The sequence below is a fragment of the Pseudomonas sp. LS_2 genome (assembly GCF_042709235.1).
In the GTDB taxonomy this organism is placed as follows: domain Bacteria; phylum Pseudomonadota; class Gammaproteobacteria; order Pseudomonadales; family Pseudomonadaceae; genus Aquipseudomonas.
The window spans coordinates 181005-197564 of record NZ_JAVAYC010000005.1; the positions used below are offsets into that span (position 1 = coordinate 181005).

14 protein-coding genes are annotated in these 16560 nt (G+C 63.2%); 7 read left to right on the plus strand and 7 right to left on the minus strand.

The window, feature by feature from the left end; translation table 11 throughout:
- The first annotated feature begins 79 nt into the window (after positions 1 to 79).
- The 3 genes from zigA (at position 80) to RAC97_RS06810 (ending at position 2948) form a co-directional block, all read left to right on the plus strand.
- Positions 80 to 1288, plus strand: coding sequence for a zinc metallochaperone GTPase ZigA (gene zigA, locus RAC97_RS06800; protein ID WP_375098502.1), 1209 nt, complete (start codon positions 80 to 82; stop codon positions 1286 to 1288).
- Entirely contained in the window at positions 1285 to 1911 is a 627-nt protein-coding gene (locus RAC97_RS06805; RefSeq protein ID WP_375098503.1) for a DUF1826 domain-containing protein, read from the plus strand. The genes zigA and RAC97_RS06805 overlap by 4 nt, the downstream gene beginning before the upstream one ends.
- Positions 1912 to 1973: 62 nt before the next feature.
- Positions 1974 to 2948 carry a CobW family GTP-binding protein gene (locus tag RAC97_RS06810; RefSeq protein ID WP_375098504.1) on the plus strand — a complete coding sequence of 325 codons (975 nt, stop codon included), beginning with the start codon at positions 1974 to 1976 and terminating at the stop codon, positions 2946 to 2948.
- On the opposite strand, the gene RAC97_RS06815 is transcribed toward RAC97_RS06810, so the two are convergent.
- On the minus strand, positions 2949 to 3341 hold the full coding sequence (locus RAC97_RS06815; RefSeq protein WP_375098505.1) for a DUF3301 domain-containing protein: 393 nt from the start codon (positions 3339 to 3341) through the stop codon (positions 2949 to 2951).
- Between the two features lie 120 nt (positions 3342 to 3461).
- Here RAC97_RS06815 and pdxY point away from each other — a divergent pair, with 120 nt between their 5' ends.
- The gene (pdxY, locus tag RAC97_RS06820; RefSeq protein WP_375098506.1) at positions 3462 to 4334 is read left to right on the plus strand and encodes a pyridoxal kinase PdxY; all 873 of its coding nucleotides are present in this window, start codon (positions 3462 to 3464) and stop codon (positions 4332 to 4334) included.
- Here the strand turns inward: pdxY and RAC97_RS06825 are convergent.
- Positions 4331 to 4813, minus strand: a complete 483-nt coding sequence (locus RAC97_RS06825) for an acyl-CoA thioesterase (protein ID WP_375098507.1) — start codon at positions 4811 to 4813, stop codon at positions 4331 to 4333. The two genes, pdxY and RAC97_RS06825, sit on opposite strands and share 4 nt — an antisense overlap.
- 316 nt (positions 4814 to 5129) lie before the next feature.
- On the opposite strand from RAC97_RS06825, the gene RAC97_RS06830 reads away from it, so the two are divergent.
- Complete coding sequence (locus RAC97_RS06830; RefSeq protein ID WP_375098508.1) at positions 5130 to 6890, plus strand: cation:proton antiporter; 1761 nt, start codon at positions 5130 to 5132, stop codon at positions 6888 to 6890.
- Positions 6891 to 6927: 37 nt separating this feature from the next.
- On the opposite strand, the gene RAC97_RS06835 is transcribed toward RAC97_RS06830, so the two are convergent.
- The 3 genes from RAC97_RS06835 to uvrD all read right to left on the minus strand — a co-directional run bounded on the left by RAC97_RS06835 (position 6928) and on the right by uvrD (position 10660).
- Complete coding sequence (locus tag RAC97_RS06835) at positions 6928 to 7335, minus strand: SMI1/KNR4 family protein (RefSeq protein ID WP_375098509.1); 408 nt, start codon at positions 7333 to 7335, stop codon at positions 6928 to 6930.
- A gap of 115 nt (positions 7336 to 7450) precedes the next feature.
- Entirely contained in the window at positions 7451 to 8317 is an 867-nt protein-coding gene (locus RAC97_RS06840; protein ID WP_375098510.1) for a Tim44 domain-containing protein, read from the minus strand.
- Positions 8318 to 8476: 159 nt separating this feature from the next.
- Positions 8477 to 10660 carry a DNA helicase II gene (gene uvrD, locus RAC97_RS06845; RefSeq protein WP_375098511.1) on the minus strand — a complete coding sequence of 728 codons (2184 nt, stop codon included), beginning with the start codon at positions 10658 to 10660 and terminating at the stop codon, positions 8477 to 8479.
- A gap of 192 nt (positions 10661 to 10852) precedes the next feature.
- On the opposite strand from uvrD, the gene RAC97_RS06850 reads away from it, so the two are divergent.
- Positions 10853 to 13699, plus strand: a complete 2847-nt coding sequence (locus RAC97_RS06850; protein ID WP_375098512.1) for an EAL domain-containing protein — start codon at positions 10853 to 10855, stop codon at positions 13697 to 13699.
- A gap of 3 nt (positions 13700 to 13702) precedes the next feature.
- Here the strand turns inward: RAC97_RS06850 and RAC97_RS06855 are convergent, their stop codons facing one another.
- Both RAC97_RS06855 and zwf read right to left on the minus strand, forming a co-directional pair.
- Positions 13703 to 14005: a hypothetical protein gene (locus RAC97_RS06855; RefSeq protein WP_375098513.1), complete on the minus strand. Its 303-nt coding sequence runs from the start codon at positions 14003 to 14005 to the stop codon at positions 13703 to 13705.
- 91 nt (positions 14006 to 14096) lie between these two features.
- Positions 14097 to 15539 (minus strand): glucose-6-phosphate dehydrogenase, encoded by a 1443-nt coding sequence (zwf, locus tag RAC97_RS06860; RefSeq protein WP_375098514.1) that lies wholly within the window; start codon positions 15537 to 15539, stop codon positions 14097 to 14099.
- A 113-nt stretch (positions 15540 to 15652) separates the two neighbouring features.
- Between zwf and hexR the strand changes: the two genes are divergently transcribed.
- Entirely contained in the window at positions 15653 to 16519 is an 867-nt protein-coding gene (gene hexR, locus RAC97_RS06865) for a transcriptional regulator HexR (protein ID WP_375098515.1), read from the plus strand.
- The last annotated feature ends 41 nt before the right edge of the window (positions 16520 to 16560 follow it).

Genomic DNA, 16560 nt, shown 5'->3' on the forward strand with positions numbered 1-16560 from the left:
GCTTGGCGAAATTGTATTGTTATAATATAACGTCACGCAATGCATCGTTTCGAATGCGCATCGTCTGATGAGGCCAACCATGTCCAAGCGTCTTCCCGTCACCGTGTTGTCCGGCTTCCTGGGGGCCGGCAAGAGCACTCTGCTCAACCATGTGTTGCGTAACCGCGAGAACCTGCGGGTTGCAGTAATCGTCAATGACATGAGTGAAATCAACATCGATGCCAGTGAGGTACAGCGCAACGTCAGCCTCAACCGCGCCGAGGAAAAACTGGTGGAGATGAGCAATGGCTGCATCTGCTGCACCCTGCGCGAGGACCTGCTGGAAGAGGTCGCGCGTCTGGCCAGCGAAGGCCGCTTCGACTACCTGCTGATCGAGTCCACGGGTATTTCCGAGCCGTTGCCGGTTGCCGAAACCTTCACCTTTCGCGATGAGCAGGGGCGCAGCCTGTCCGATATGGCGCGGCTGGACACCATGGTCACGGTAGTCGATGGCCTCAACTTCCTGCGCGACTACCAGGCTGCCGACAGTCTGGCCAGCCGGGGTGAAACCTTGGGCGAGGAAGACGAGCGTTCGATCAGCGACCTGTTGATCGAGCAGGTGGAATTCGCCGATGTGCTGTTGCTGAGCAAGATCGACCTCATCAGCCAACATGAGCGCGAGGAGCTGGTCGCTATCCTGCGCAGCCTGAACGCCCGCGCGCAGATCGTGCCAATGGTGATGGGCCAGGTGCCGCTCGAACGCATCCTCGACACTGGCCTGTTCGACTTCGATCAAGCCGCACAGGCGCCGGGCTGGCTGCAGGAGTTACGTGGCGAGCATGTGCCGGAAACTGAGGAATACGGCATTGCCGCGACTACGTGGCAGTCACGCCGGCCATTCCATCCACAGCGCTTTTTCGACTTTATCCACAACCCGTGGGAAAACGGTCGTCTGCTGCGTTCTAAAGGTTTCTTCTGGCTGGCCAGCAAGTACCAGGAAGCGGGCAGTTGGTCGCAGGCGGGCGGTATGATGCGTTACGGCCTCGCCGGTCGATGGTGGCGTTTCGTGCCGCGTGAGCAATGGCCGCAGGATGAAGACAACCTGGCCGCGATCCTCAAGCAATGGGAAGTGGAAACCGGAGATTGCCGGCAGGAACTGGTATTCATCGGGCAGAACATCGACTTCACACGGTTATCCACAGAGCTGGAAGCCTGCCTGCTGACCGACGCCGAGATGGAGCTGGGGCCGATGGCCTGGCTGCGCCTGCCAGACCCCTTCGGCCCTTGGCTGGATGAGGTTGCAGCATGAAGTTGGCGGCCAAGGCTGTGGATATCCGCCAGGTATCGGGTGAGTCGCCCCAGGTGCTGACGGAAATTCTCCACGATGGCGTCAACCTGGTGGTGTGGCGCCGACAGCTGCCGGCGCAGGTCGAGGACTTCTGCGCGCTGTTGGTCAATCTTGGGCAATCTGTCGGCGATTCACGGGTGCTCGAGGTGAACGAGCGCGATGCGCCGCAACTGGTGGGTTTCCTGCCCGAGGCGGTCGACTTGCACGGCTACGAAGGCTTCGTCGCGGATGTGTCGTGGCTGATCTCAGCCTACACCTGCCTGCTCGGCGCGCGACGCATCGGTTTGCGCCTGCGGGTGCTGGAGGGCGCGATGTGTCCGCGTTTCCATGTCGACCATGTCCCGCTGCGGCTATTGACCACCTATGCTGGGGCTGGCAGTGAATGGTTGGAGGAAGGGGCGATAGATCGGTCGAACCTGCAGCAGGCGCCTGTGGATAACATCCAGCGCCTGGCGGTCGGGGAAGTGGCGTTGCTCAAAGGCGAGAAGTGGCTGGGCAATGAGGGTGCAGGTCTGGTGCACCGCTCGCCGACGACGCCTGCGGGGCAGCGGCGCCTGCTGTTGAGCCTGGACTGGTTGGGCTAGCGGCGTTTGCCCCATGCTGGGGACAAGATAGACTTGTCCACACTTTTCGTCTGAAGCCTGCCATGCTCACCCACATACCCACCCACGTCATTGCCGGCCCCCTGGGTGCGGGCAAGACCAGCCTGATACGCCACTTGCTGGCCCAACGTCCCGCCGAGGAGCGCTGGGCGGTGCTGGTCAACGAGTTCGGGCTGGTCGGCCTGGATGCTGCGCTGCTCAGCCGCGATGAAGCGGGTGTTGCCATTGGCGAAGTGGCTGGCGGTTGCCTTTGCTGCGTCAACGGCGTGCCGTTCCAGGTTGGCCTGGCCCGGCTGCTGCGCAAGGCTCGCCCGACTCGGCTGTTCATCGAGCCATCGGGCCTGGGCCACCCATTGCAACTGCTTGGACAATTGGCAGAGGCGCCTTGGCGCGATGTGCTGTCGGTGCAGCCCCTCTTGATGGTGTTGGACAGCCAGGCGCTGGTGCGCGGGGAACCCCTGCCGGATGCCCAGGTTCAGGCCCTGGCCCAGGCGGGGCTGTTGATATTCAACAAGGCGGACTCTGTGGATGACCAGCAGCGCCTATTGATAACCTCGCGTTTCCCTGCACTGCGCACAGTCTGGGCTGAGTACGGCGCAGTCTCATTGTCTGAGCTTGGCATTCTATCCACAGTGCAGGTGGAATCGGCCGCTATCGATCTCCTGCCTGTGGACAGCTTTTCCGCAGTGCTTTCACCGCTGTGGACAGACCCACGGCAGCCTATCTGCCAATCCCAACAAGGCGAGGGTGGTTGGAGCATCGGCTGGCGCTGGCACCCCAGCCAACACTTCGACCAGGCGCTGGTGCAGGCATTCCTGGGGCAATGGCCGTGGCGCCGGGCCAAAGGCGTTATCCACAGCGATGGGCAATGGTGCTCGTTCAATGGGCTGGCTGGGGATAACGTGCAGTGGCGCCCCAGTGAGTGGCGCAAGGACTCCCGTATCGAACTGATCTTCGAACAGCCCCAACCTCAGCGCGACCTGCAAGCCGCTTTGGCCAACTGCCGCCGGGTGGACTGATCAGTTGCGCCAGCGATTGTGTTCCTGGCGCCACTGCTGCATCTCGACCACATTGTCGGTGCGCGGTGGGGTGTTGATTTCAAACGGGTAGGGGGCCAGTTCGATCTGCATGGTGTGAGCGCCGAACTGGGTCACGGTGCCAGGGTGGCGCTGCTCGCCGGTGACGGTGAACTCGAAGTTGTAGACCCGCGCCAGACGCTTCCTGCCATTGGCGTCGCGGACGAAGCCGATGCGCTTGAGCGCGACGTTTTCATCCAGCAGCTCCAGGTCGAGTTTGGCGCAATGCTGCTTGACCCGCTCCAGGGCTTTCTCGCGCAGCCCATGGTTGTGCCACAACCAGGCGCCAGCCGCCGCCAACAGCATCAGGACGAACAGGTTCTCCAGGGTCAACATTTGTTCGGGCTCCAGACAGGTGGCTAAAGCTTAACTGCGTCCCTGGCCTGCCGTACAGGTAGCATTCGGGTTCATACTGCCCCCCGCCTCTTCATCAAGACATCTTCGGAAACTTCCTGCATGAAACGTACGCCACACCTGCTCGCCATCCAGTCCCATGTGGTATTCGGCCACGCCGGAAACAGCGCGGCGGTGTTCCCCATGCAGCGGGTGGGCGTGAATGTCTGGCCGCTCAACACCGTGCAGTTCTCCAACCACACTCAGTATGGCCATTGGGCGGGAGAAGTGCTTGCCCCGGCGCAAATTCCTGCGTTGGTGGAAGGCATTTCCAACATCGGCGAACTGGGCCACTGCGATGCGGTGCTCTCGGGCTACCTGGGCAGCGCTGAGCAGGGGCGGGCGATACTGGCGGGCGTGGCGCGGATCAAGGCGGTCAACCCGCGCGCCTTGTACCTGTGCGACCCGGTGATGGGGCATGCGGAAAAAGGCTGCATCGTGCCGCAGGAGGTGAGTGATTTCCTGCTCGAACAGGCGGCGTCGGTGGCCGACATCCTCTGCCCCAACCAGCTGGAGCTGGACAGTTTCTGTGGCCGTGGTGCCGAGTCGCTCGAAGATTGCGTCGCGATGGCGCGCAGCCTGCTCGAGCGCGGCCCGCAGGTGGTACTGGTGAAGCACCTGGCCTATCCGGGGCGCGCCGCAGATGCCTTCGAAATGCTGCTGGTAACCCGCGAGCACAGCTGGCATCTGCGCCGGCCGCTGCTGGCCTTCCCACGTCAACCGGTGGGGGTGGGCGACCTGACCTCCGGGCTGTTCCTGGCGCGGGTGCTGCTGGGCGATTCGTGGCGGCAGGCGTTCGAGTTCACTGCCGCAGCCGTGCACGAGGTGCTGCTGGAAACCCAGGCCTGCGCCAGCTACGAGTTGCAACTGGTGCGGGCCCAAGACCGCATCGCCCACCCGCGGGTACGCTTCGAGGCGCAGCTTCTCGCGGTCTAGATGTCGGTCTTCAGGTCCTGGTAGCGTTTTTCCAGTTCCTGGCGGATCTGTCGGCGCTGCTGGCCCTGGAGGAAGCGACGCTTCTCCTCGCTGTTCTGTGGCTGGCGCGGCGGCACAGGCACCGGTCGACGGTTGTCGTCGACCGCGACCATGGTGAAGAAACAGCTATTGGAATGGCGCACGGAGCGTTCACGGATGTTCTCAGTGACCACCTTGATGCCCACCTCCATCGAGGTGTTGCCGGTGTAGTTGACCGAGGCTAGAAAGGTCACCAGCTCGCCGACGTGCACGGGCTCGCGGAAGATCACCTGGTCCACCGACAGGGTGACCACGTAGCTGCCGGCATAGCGGCTGGCGCAGGCATAGGCGACCTCGTCCAGGTACTTGAGCAGGGTGCCGCCATGTACGTTGCCAGAGAAGTTGGCCATGTCCGGGGTCATCAGGACGGTCATGCTCAGCTGGGCGTTTCCAGGTTCCATAGTGTGCTCACGGTGAAGTTGCGCTGAAACGGGGTGGGTATCTGCCGACACTTCTATTCCCCTCTGGTGGTCTCCTGGTACGGGACGTTGCCTGACAGTCCGTCGTCACGCCGATCATGCCATTTTCGAATGCGAAAGGGCCGATCTGTTTCTACATATTGCTCCGGCCACTGATGGCCAAGCGCAATGTTACCCTGAGCGGGCCCTTGCAATTAGGGCTTTTCTGACACCAGACACAGTACGTACTTGCGACTCGATCGGGGTTTCCTGGCAGAGAAGCGGTCTGCCCCCGTGCATCGAAAAGGAGCCCGACGCCATGCATGCCATCAGTTTCATCCAAGACCTGGCAGTGATCATGCTGGTCGCCGGGGTAGTCACCATCCTTTTCCACCGGTTGCGCCAGCCCGTGGTGCTGGGCTACATCGTTGCTGGCTTCATCATCGGCCCCCATACGCCGCCGTTCGGCCTGATCCATGACGAAGACACCATCAAGATCCTCGCCGAACTTGGGGTGATCTTCCTGATGTTCTGCCTGGGGCTGGAGTTCAGCTTGCGCAAGCTGTTCAAGGTAGGTGCCACCGCGTTCATCGCGGCGTTTTTGGAAATCGTGCTGATGATCTGGATCGGCTTCGAAATCGGTCGCTGGTTCGAGTGGAGCACCATGGACTCGCTGTTCCTCGGCGCGATCCTGGCGATTTCCTCCACCACCATCATCGTCAAGGCGCTCAACGACCTGAAGATGAAGAACGAGCGCTTCGCCCAACTGATTTTCGGCGTGCTGATCGTCGAGGACATCCTGGGCATCGGCATCATCGCGTTGCTGTCGGGCATCGCGGTGAGCGGTGCGGTGAGCTCAGGAGAAGTGTTCTCCACGGTCGGCAAGCTGTCGCTGTTCATGATCGTCGCGTTGGTGGTCGGGATCCTGCTGGTACCGCGCCTGCTGGCCTACGTGGCGAAGTTCGAGAGCAACGAGATGTTGCTGATCACCGTGCTGGGCCTGTGCTTCGGCTTCTGCCTGCTGGTGGTCAAGCTGGAATACAGCATGGTACTGGGCGCCTTCCTGATTGGCGCGATCATGGCCGAGTCGCGCCAGCTCCTGAAGATCGAGCGCCTGATCGAGCCTGTACGCGACATGTTCAGCGCCATCTTCTTTGTGGCCATTGGCTTGATGATCGACCCGCAGGTATTGGTCGACTATGCCTGGCCGATCGTCGTCATCACCACCGCGGTGGTATTGGGCAAGATGCTGTCCTGCGGCATGGGGGCGTTTATCGCCGGTAACGACGGACGTACCTCTCTGCGTGTAGGCATGGGCCTTTCGCAGATTGGCGAGTTTTCCTTCATCATCGCCGCGCTGGGCATGACCCTGCAGGTCACCAGCGATTTCCTCTATCCCGTTGCCGTGGCCGTATCGGCGATCACCACGTTGCTCACGCCCTACCTGATTCGTGCCGCCGACCCGCTGTCGATCAAGCTGGGCAATGTGATGCCGCAGCGCCTGTCGCGGGTGCTGTCGTTGTATGGCGAGTGGTTGCGCAACATCCAGCCCCAGGGCGAGAGCGCGATGCTGGCGGCGATGATCCGGCGCATCCTGTTGCAGGTGGGAGTGAACCTGGCCCTGGTGATCGCAATCTTCTTCAGTGGCGGTTATTTCGCCGAACGTATCGGCAGTTGGCTGAGCGAATGGATCGGCGATGTCGGCCAGCAGAAGGCGCTGATATGGGGGGCGGCGTTGCTGTTGTCGCTGCCGTTCCTGATCGCGGCTTATCGCAAGCTCAAAGCCCTGTCGATGCTGCTGGCTGAGATGGGAGTCAAGCCGGAAATGGCCGGGCGCCATACCCAGCGCGTACGTCGTGTGGTAGCCGAAGTGATCCCGTTGCTGTCGCTGCTGGTGATCTTCCTGCTGCTGTCGGCCTTGTCCGCGAGCATCCTGCCGACCAGCGAACTGCTGCTGATCATCGCGGTGGTGGCGGCGGTAGTGGTGGCACTGCTGTGGCGTTGGTTCGTGCGGGTGCACACGCGCATGCAAGTGGCATTGCTGGAGACCCTGGAGAACAGCCGCGATCACTCGCACTGATAGAATGCCGGGGCTGCACGGGCAGCCCCGTGGCGCTTCAGCTTTCCAGCCAGACGTCCCGCGCCCAGTGCCAGACCGATTCCCAGCTGTCTTCGCCGACGATCTCCTCGTCGGCATCCCACAGCACCACGGTGCCGTCTTCTTCGACGCAGTAGTAGTTGTCGCCATCCTGGCACAGCGGAATCAGCTCGCGGGGTACGCCGGCATCCCAGGCGTTGGCGGCGACGTCCGGCAGGTAGGTGTGTGACTGTGGGTCGGTCACGGTGACCGGCTCCAGCGAGCCGTACACCACGTCGCTGACGGTCAGCAGGAATTCCTTGAAGACGAAGGGAATGTTGATGAACAGCTGTTCCTCGACCTCGACCAACTGGTCTTCGTCGGGAAGCTCCAGGGGCACCGGTACCGGCTCGTTGGCTTCACGGAGTTGTTCGATCACTTCTTCCACGGTTCACATCCTCTGACCTTGTTGACGACGCTGCGGTTTATACCCTAGTAGCCCACTCTGGCAAAAGCAAAAACCCCGGGACAGAGCCCGGGGTTTTTTATGCAGCGCGTCAGGATCAGCCGTTCTGGCGGATACCGGCAAGCAGCCAAGGCTGGTTTTCGCCCTGGGCGCGTTCCATGTGCCAGCTTTCGTTGAACGCTTCGCCCTGGTCGAAACGCGAGGACTTCGACACGCCACGGAAGGTCAGGGTGGCGATGGTCTTGTCCGCGCGGTCTTCCACGCCGTCGAGTTGCACATCGAGGTTGTCGATGTAGGTGGACTGGAAGCCTTCGCTTTCACCCTGCTCGGCACGCTCGCGCTTGAGGAACTCGAGCATCTGCGGGGTGACGAACTCGGCGATCTTGTCCATCTCGTTGGCATCCCAGTGCTGCTGCAGCGACTGGAAGTGGTTGCGGGCAGCGGCTACGAAGTTCTGCTCGTTGAACCAGGCCGGGGCATTGATGACCGGCGAAGCGGCTGCCACAGGTGCGGCCGAACCACCGAAGATCGACGCAGCAGGCTGCTGGGGCTGGGCTTCACGCTGGTATGGCGCATGACCGGCACCGGCCATTTGCGGCTGCTGTTGCTGGCGACGACGTGCCGCGATGAAGCGGAACACCAGGAACGCGATGAGGCCGATGAGCAGGAAGTCGAGGATCTGCATGCCCTCGAAGCCGTCACCCATGAACATGGAGGCCAGCAGGCCACCGGCGGCAATACCGGCCAGTGGGCCCAACCAGCGCGAAGCGCCGCTGGCGGCGGCCGGAGCACGGCCTGGGGCGGTGGCTGTGGCAGCTGGAGTGGTCGGAGCGGCCTGGCGAGTCTGGTGCATGGGCGCTGCGCCCGAGCTCTTGCCACCACCGAAGCGCTTGGCTGCGTTGACGTCGAGGCTCAGCGTCAGGCCAACGCAGAGCGCCAGTGCGATGCTAAGAAAACGTTGCATAAGATGGGATTTCCCGTTTTGTGGATTGCACGCGCGCCATGGTGCACAGGTTCCAGGGCACATGACCAGCGACCAAATGTTTCCAGCTTTTGCCTGGCTTTTTTTGTTAAGGGTAGGAGCAATCTGAATGTGCTGTATCAACGGCACCGCGCAGATGCCTCAGATCGCTTCCAGCTTGGCGTACCCCAGCATCAGCCATTTGCTGCCTTCGGCGAAGTTCACCTGCACCCGTGCCTGCGCGCCGGAGCCTTCGAAGTTGAGAATGATGCCTTCGCCGAACACCGAATGCTGCACGCGCTGGCCAAGGTTGAAGGTTGTTTGCGGAATATTGGCGTTGGCGAAAAGGTTGCTGCCGGTGGTTTTCGCGCCGCCGAAGGGGCGGCTGACACTGTTCGACAAGCGCACTTCCTGCACCAGGCCCGCCGGAATCTCGCGGACGAAGCGCGATACCTTGTTATAGGTTTCGCTGCCATACAAACGGCGCGTCTCGGCGTAGGTCATGACCAGCTGGCGCATGGCCCGGGTGATGCCCACGTACGCCAGGCGGCGCTCCTCTTCCAGGCGGCCCGGCTCCTCCAGGCTCATCTTGTGCGGGAACAACCCTTCCTCCATGCCCACCAGGAACACATAGGGGAATTCCAGGCCCTTGGCGCTGTGCAGGGTCATCAGCTGGATGCTGTCTTCGTGCTCGTCGGCCTGGGCGTCGCCGGCTTCCAGTGAGGCATGGCCGAGGAAGGCCGACAGCGGCGAGAGGCCGGCGTCGTCTTCGCTGGTTTCGAAGTTGCGCGCCGCACTCACCAGTTCCTCAAGGTTTTCCACCCGGGCCTGGCCTTTTTCGCCTTTCTCTTCCTGGTGATAGACGATCAGGCCGGATTGCTCGATGACCGCCTGGGTCATCAGGTGCAGCGGCATGTCCTGGGTCTTGCCGGCGAGCTGCTCCATCAGTTCGATGAAGCCGCCCAGGGCACTGGCCGCGCGGCCCTTGAGAGCCTTGGCGGCAAGCAGTTGGCACATGGCTTCCCACATCGACAGCTGGCTGTGGCGGGCGTGCTCGCGGATCGCCTCGACGGTTTTCTCGCCGATGCCGCGCGGCGGCACGTTGATCACCCGCTCCAGTGCCGCATCGTTGCCGCGCCCTTCGAGCAGGCGCAGGTAGGCCATGGCGTTCTTGATCTCGGCGCGTTCGAAGAAGCGCTGGCCGCCATAGATGCGGTAGGGGATGCGCTCGCGCAGCAGGGCTTCTTCAAGCACACGCGACTGGGCGTTGGAGCGGTAGAGGATGGCGATATCGTTGCGCGCGTTGCCATCCTTTATGACGCGCTCGATGGTTTCCACCACATAGCGCGCTTCGTCATGTTCGTTGTAGGCGGCGTACAGGGTCAGCGGCTCGCCTTCGCCCATGTCGGTCCACAGTTCCTTGCCCAGGCGCCCGCTGTTGTTGGCGATCAGCGCGTTGGCCGCCTTGAGGATGCCGCCGGTGGAGCGGTAGTTCTGCTCCAGGCGAATCAGCTCGGCGTCGGGGAAGTCGGCGGTGTACTGGTGGATGTTCTCGATCTTGGCGCCGCGCCAGCCATAGATGGACTGGTCGTCGTCGCCCACGGCCATCAGGCTGCCACCGCCTTGGGCCAGCAGACGCAGCCAGGCGTATTGCACGGCGTTGGTATCCTGGAACTCGTCCACCAGCAGGTGGCGGAAGCGCCGTTGGTAGTGCTCGAGCAGGCCTGGGTGGTCGCGCCACAGGTCCAGTGCGCGCAGCAGCAGCTCGGAGAAATCGATGACCCCGGCTCGCTCGCAAGCCTGCTCATAGGCTTCATAGATGCTGCGCATGGTTGCCAGGAACAGGTCGCCACCGGCCTGGATGTGCTGCGGGCGCAGGCCTTCGTCTTTCTGGCCGTTGATGAACCACTGCGCTTGGCGCGCCGGCCAGCGCTGCTCGTCCAGGCCCAGCTCGCGGATCACCCGCTTGACCAGGCGTTGCTGGTCATCGCCGTCGAGAATCTGGAAGTTCTGCACCAGCCGCGCTTCCTGCCAGTGCGCCCGCAACAAGCGGTGCGCCAGGCCGTGGAAGGTGCCCACCCACATACCGGCCGGGTTGATGCCCAGCAGTTGCTCGATACGCTGGCGCATTTCTGCTGCGGCCTTGTTGGTGAAGGTCACCGAAAGGATCGAGTGGGGCGAAGCCTGTTCGACCTGGATCAACCAGGCGATACGGTGCACCAGCACGCGGGTCTTGCCGGAGCCGGCGCCGGCCAGTACCAGTTGACGCCCCAGCGGGGCCGCTACGGCCTGGCGTTGGGCGTCGTTGAGGGAGTTGAGCAGGAGGGAGAGGTCATCAGTGTGCATCCGGCCATTCTAGGGCCGGGCGGGGGGCAGGGGCAAACCGGCCGGGGATAAATCTGCACACGTTCATCGGCATGCGGCGCGGGCAAACCGGGGGCTGTTGGATAATTCCTGACGTAGAGCAGTTTGGCCCGAGCCTGCGCTTGTGTATGCTCGCTGCACGTTTGCGGCTAACCATTATAAGAATACTGCCCTATGACCGAGAATTGCGCAGCGGTCGGCGCATCGCCCGACACGACAAGGGACGTTCGCAGGCAATTCGCAACCCAGCTCACCATCGAGCGGACACGCCTGCTGTACCAGGGCTCGCTGCTGCCCACCCTGTTCATGCTGGTGAACGGCCTGCTATGTGCCTGGCTGCTGTGGAACCCTGCACGCTACCTGCTGGTAGCCGTGTGGATGACGTGGTTGTTGGCGCTGGTGGCCTTGCGTGTGGTCCAGGTGGCCGCGTTCGAGGCTGCTGCACCGGAGCGCCAGGCGCAACCCACCTGGTGGCGGATGTTCCTGTTCGGCTCGGCCTTCAGCGGCCTCACCCTGGCCAGCGCGGCGATCGCCCTGGTGCCGGTGGACAGCTTCGTGCAGCAGGCCTGGGTCTTTGGCCTGCTGGGCGCGGCGGCGCTGTCGGCGAGTGTCGCCTATGCCGCGAGCTTCACTGCCTTTCTCAGTTTCGTCCTGTCATGCCTGGTGCCGCCAATCGTCTTCCTGTTCCTGTACCAGGACGGCCTGCAGCGTGGCTGGGGCTGGCTGGGGCTGATCCTGCTTGGTGCGTTGACGGTGGTGGCCTGGCAGGTCAACCGGCTGATCGAGCGTGGCCTGCTGCGACGCTTCCAGAACCAGGCCCTGATCGAGCATCTGCAAGGCGTCCGGCAAGCGCTCAGCGCCGAGGTGGAGCAGCGTCGCCGGGCGGAGGAGCAACTGCGCCAGGCCCAGGGTGTTCTCGAACAGCGGGTAACCCAGCGCAGCCGGGAGCTGGCGCAGGTCAACCAGGCCCTGGGCCAGAGCGAACAGCGCCTGGCGCTTGCGCTGGAGGCCAGTGAGCTGGGGCTGTGGGACTGGAACCTGGAAAGCGACGAGGTGCACCACACGCAACTGCATGCCTTGTTCGGCCTGGACGTCAGCCAGGTGCGCTCGGTGCGCACCGACCTCAAGCCACGCCTGCACCCGGACGACCTGCCCGCGTTGCGCCGCACCCTGGTCGAGCACCTCAAGGGGCGCAGCGAGGACTACCGCGTGGAATACCGGGTGCGCCACGCACAAGGCCGCTGGTGCTGGATCGAGGACCGTGGCCGGGCCGTGGAGCGCGACCCAGACGGCAAGGTGTTGCGCATGCTCGGTACTCGCCGCGACATCACCCTGGCCAAGGAACAGGAGGAACAGCAGCGCCTGGCGGGCACCGTGTTCGAGGCGGCAAGCGAAGGTATCGCGATTCTCGATGCGGACTTCCAGCTGCTGGTGGCCAACCAGGCGTTCTGCGACATGACCGGCCACAGCCGTGACGAACTGGTGCTGCGCAACCTCCTGGAGTTGCCTTGCAGCCACGATGCGCGACGCCACAGCCAAGCCATCGAGCAGGCCCTGGAACTGCACGGGTGTTGGCAGGGCGAGCTGGTCGAAGCACGCAAGAATGGCGAGCTGTACCCGCAGAGCCTGCTGCTCAACGGGGTGCGCGACGAACACGGACGCATCAGCAATATCGTCGCGTTCTTCACCGACCTGTCGGCACGGCGCGAGTCCGAGGAACGCCTGCGTTACCTGGCCCATTACGACGACCTCACAGGCCTGGCCAACCGTGCCCTGTTCCGCCTGCGCCTGCACGAGGCGGTGCAGCGGGTGCGGGCCAGTGGGCGCAGCCTGGTGCTGCTGCATGTCGATCTGGACCGCTTCAAGCTGCTGAATGAAAGCCTTGGCCATGAACTGGCCGACCAGCTGTTGAAGAAAATGGCCCAGCGCATCGCCAATGCGGTGCCCGAGGCCGATACCGTGGCGCGTCTTTCGGGGGACGAGTTCGCCATCCTGTTCGACGGCTACAGCAGCTTGTCGAGCCTGGTGCGGGTTACCACGCGGCTGCTCGACAAGCTGCGTGTGCCGCAGCGACTGGGTGGCCATGAAGTGGTGGTGAGTGCTTCGGTGGGGATCAGCGTGCTGTCGGATGCGACCTTCGACCTCAATGCCCTGCTCAGCCAGGCCGACATGGCCAAGCAGCATGCAAAGCACCTGGGCGGCGACAGTTTCCAGTTCTATACCGAGAGCCTGCGCGCCAGCACCCTGGAGCGCCTGACCCTGGAAAACCAGCTGCGCAAGGCCATCGACGAAGGCCAGTTGCTGGTCTACTACCAACCCAAGCTGTGCCTGCGCAGCGGGCGTCTGCATGCCGCGGAAGCCTTGGTGCGCTGGCAGCACCCGGAGCTGGGCATGGTGCCGCCGGGCGACTTCATCGGCCTGGCCGAGGAAACCGGGCTGATCGCGCCGATGGGGGAGTTCGTCCTGCGCCAGGCCTGTTGGCAGGCCTGCGAATGGCGGCGCGAGGGGCTTGAAGTAAGGGTGTCGGTGAACCTGTCGGTCTACCAGTTGCGCCAGGGCAAGGTGGTCAGCCTGGTGCGCCAGGTTTTGCAGGAAAGCGGTCTGGAACCGCACCTGCTGGAGTTGGAACTGACCGAGAGCCAGCTGCTCGACAACGTCGAGCACATCATCGCTACGTTCGAACAGTTGCATGAACTGGGCGTGAAGCTGGCGATCGACGACTTCGGCACCGGCTATTCGTCGCTGAGCTACCTCAAGCGCTTCCCGGTGGACTACGTGAAGATCGACCAGGCGTTCATTCGGGGGCTGCACGCGGGTAGCCAGGATGCCGCGATCACCCGGGCGATCATCGCCATGGCCAAGAGCCTCGAGTTGCGGGTGGTGGCGGAGGGCGTGGAAACCCAGGAGCAGTTGGCATTCCTGCGTGAGCAGGGCTGTGACGAGGCCCAGGGCTACCTGATCAGTCGTCCGGTGGATGCGGGAACGTTCCGCGTCTTGCTGGAACGTCCCGCGTGGAAATGAGCGTCAATCCGCGCAGCGTGCGACCGCGAGGCTGCTGACCAGCTTGTCTTCATGGAACACATTGACCCCTGGCACGCGGTTGTCCACGGTCGTTTCGAACGTGACCGACTTTTCGCTAAGCGCCTGTATGAAGCTGCCCTCCTGAACGTGCAACTTGAGGTCAAGGTTGAGGCTGAACGACCTGTCCTGACGCCTGGACGGCTCCAGAACTGGGTTGATACCAGGATGCGCCACGGTCACGGTGCCTTCCACGAGCAGTTGATTGCCGTCCTGGCGTGCGCTCCAGCCCTTCGATTCGATTGTCATGGCAAATACCCCTGTCGGTAGGGCAATGCTGTATGCATTGCCTCGACACAAGGCTGCCTGCTGCTGAAGTACGCCAGCAGAGTGAAAAGTATCAGCTATGCCAGTGCCTGCCCTGGTGGGCCAGCAGGCTGTTGGCCTGCTCTGGACCATTGCTGCCGGCCGGGTATGGGCGAGGGGCTTGGAAGTGCTCCTCCCAACCCTTGAGGATCGGGTCGATCCAGGCCCAGGCGGCCTCAACCTCATCGCGTCGCATGAACAGCGTCGAGTCGCCGTCGAGCACGTCCAGCAGCAGGCGCTCGTAGGCTTCCCAGCGGCGAGCGTGGCCGAAAGCCTGGGCCAGGTTCAGGTCCAGCTCCACGGGCGCCAGGCGCATACCCTTGCCGGGGCTCTTGGTCATCATGCGCAAGCTGATGTGTTCATCGGGCTGTAGCTGGATGAGCAACTGGTTGACCTGGCCCCCGCTGAACAGCTCGTGGGGCACCGGCTTGAACTGGATGACGATCTGCGAGGTGCGCCGCGCCATGCGCTTACCGGTTCGCAGGTAGAACGGCACGCCGGCCCAGCGCCAGTTCTCGACATGCGCCTGTACGGCGACGAAGGTCTCGGTATCGCTGTCGTTGTCGACATCTTTCTCGAAGTAGTAGGCCGGTACTTCCTGGCCGCCGATCTTGCCGGCGCTGTATTGGCCACGCACGGTCTTGTCTTGTACGTCCTGGCCGGCAATGGGTTTCAGCGCGCGCAGGATCTTCACCTTTTCGTCGCGCACCGCCTCGGCCTCGAACTGCGCGGGCGGTTCCATGGCCACCAGGCACAGCAGCTGGAGCAGGTGGTTCTGCAGCATGTCGCGAGTGGCGCCGGCGCGGTCGTAGTAGCCGCCGCGGTTCTCGATGCCAAGGGTTTCGCAGACGCTGATCTGCACATGGTCCACCTGGCTGTTGCGCCACACCGGCTCCAGCAGGGCGTTGGCGAAACGCAGGGCCATGAGGTTCTGCACGGTCTCCTTGCCCAGGTAGTGGTCGATTCGGAACACCTGGCGTTCCTCGAACACCGCGCCGATGGCTTCGTTGATGGCCGTGGCCGAATCCAGCGAATGGCCGATGGGTTTTTCAAGGACGATACGTGCCTCGCTGTCGGCCAGGCCCGCCAGGCGCAGGTGGTTGGCGATGGGCACGAACAGGTTGGGTGCGGTGGCCAGGTAGAAGATGCGGGTCAGGCCGCCGGGCTCGCCGAGGTAGCGGGCCAGGCGGTTGAAGTCGGCGCCTTGCGAGGCATCCATGACGAAGTAGTCCAGGCGTGCGCCGAAGCGTTGCCAGGTCTCCTCGTCGAAGTCGTTGCGGGCGACTTGTGCGCGGCAGTGGCGCTCGGCGAGCTTGAGGTAGTCGTTGCGCGGCAGTGCGCGGCGGGCCAGGGCGATGATGCGCACGGCGTTGTGCAGGCGGCCTTCGCGGTACAGGTGATAAAGCGCCGGCAGCAGCTTGTGCAAGGCCAGGTCGCCGGTGCCGCCGAAGACCAGAATGTCGCAAGGGATCGTCAAGCCACCACTCTCCACGTTCGTTACGCTCGTTTAACTGGGCGGTTCGCCGGTCATGTAGTATAACTACAAGCTAGCTACATCCCCGGCCAGCCGATCATAACCGAGTCCAGCCTGTGAATCTGTTGCAACATATCGCCCAATCGCGCCACCTGCTGCGCAAGTCGGAACTGAAAGTGGCCGACCACGTGCTGCTTGATCCGGCTGCCGTCATGCACAGCTCGATGGCCGATCTGGCCCACAGTGTCGGCATCAGCGAACCGACCATCGTGCGCTTCTGCCGCGCCATCGGTTGCTCGGGCTTCCAGGACCTCAAGCTCAAGCTGGCGCAGAGCCTGGCCGCAGGTGCCAGCTTCGGCCAGTTCGCCATCCATGAAGACGATTCGGTCGCCGACTACAGCCTGAAGATCTTCGATACCACCCTGCACACGCTGATGGAAGTGCGCGAGCACCTCGACCCGCACGCGTTGCAACAGGCGGTGAGCGCCATGGCCCAGGCTCAGCGCGTCGAGTTCTATGGCTTCGGCGCGTCCGGCGCAGTGGCTGCCGATGCCCAGCACAAGTTCTTCCGCCTGCTGCTCAGTGCGGCGGCCTATTCCGACCCGCACATGCAGGCGATGTCGGCGGTGACGCTCAAGCCCGGCGACGTGGCGGTGTGCATTTCCCAGTCGGGCCGTTCCAAGGACCTGCTGATCACCGCCAACCTCGTGCGTGAAAGCGGCGCCAGCCTGATTACCCTGTGCCCGAGCCAGACACCGCTGGCCGAGCTTTCGACAGTCAACCTGGCGATCGACGTGCACGAAGACACCGAGATCTATACCCCGCTGACCTCGCGTATTGCCCACCTGGTAGTGATCGACGTGCTGGCGATGGGCGTGGCCATGGCCCGCGGGCCGAGCCTGGTCAACCATCTCAAGAGCGTGAAGCGCAGCTTGCGTAGCCTGCGCCTGTCGCCCAAGTCGATAAAGGCTACCGACGACTGATGCCGTCGGCATTGCCAACGAAAATTCACAGCCCTGTCACC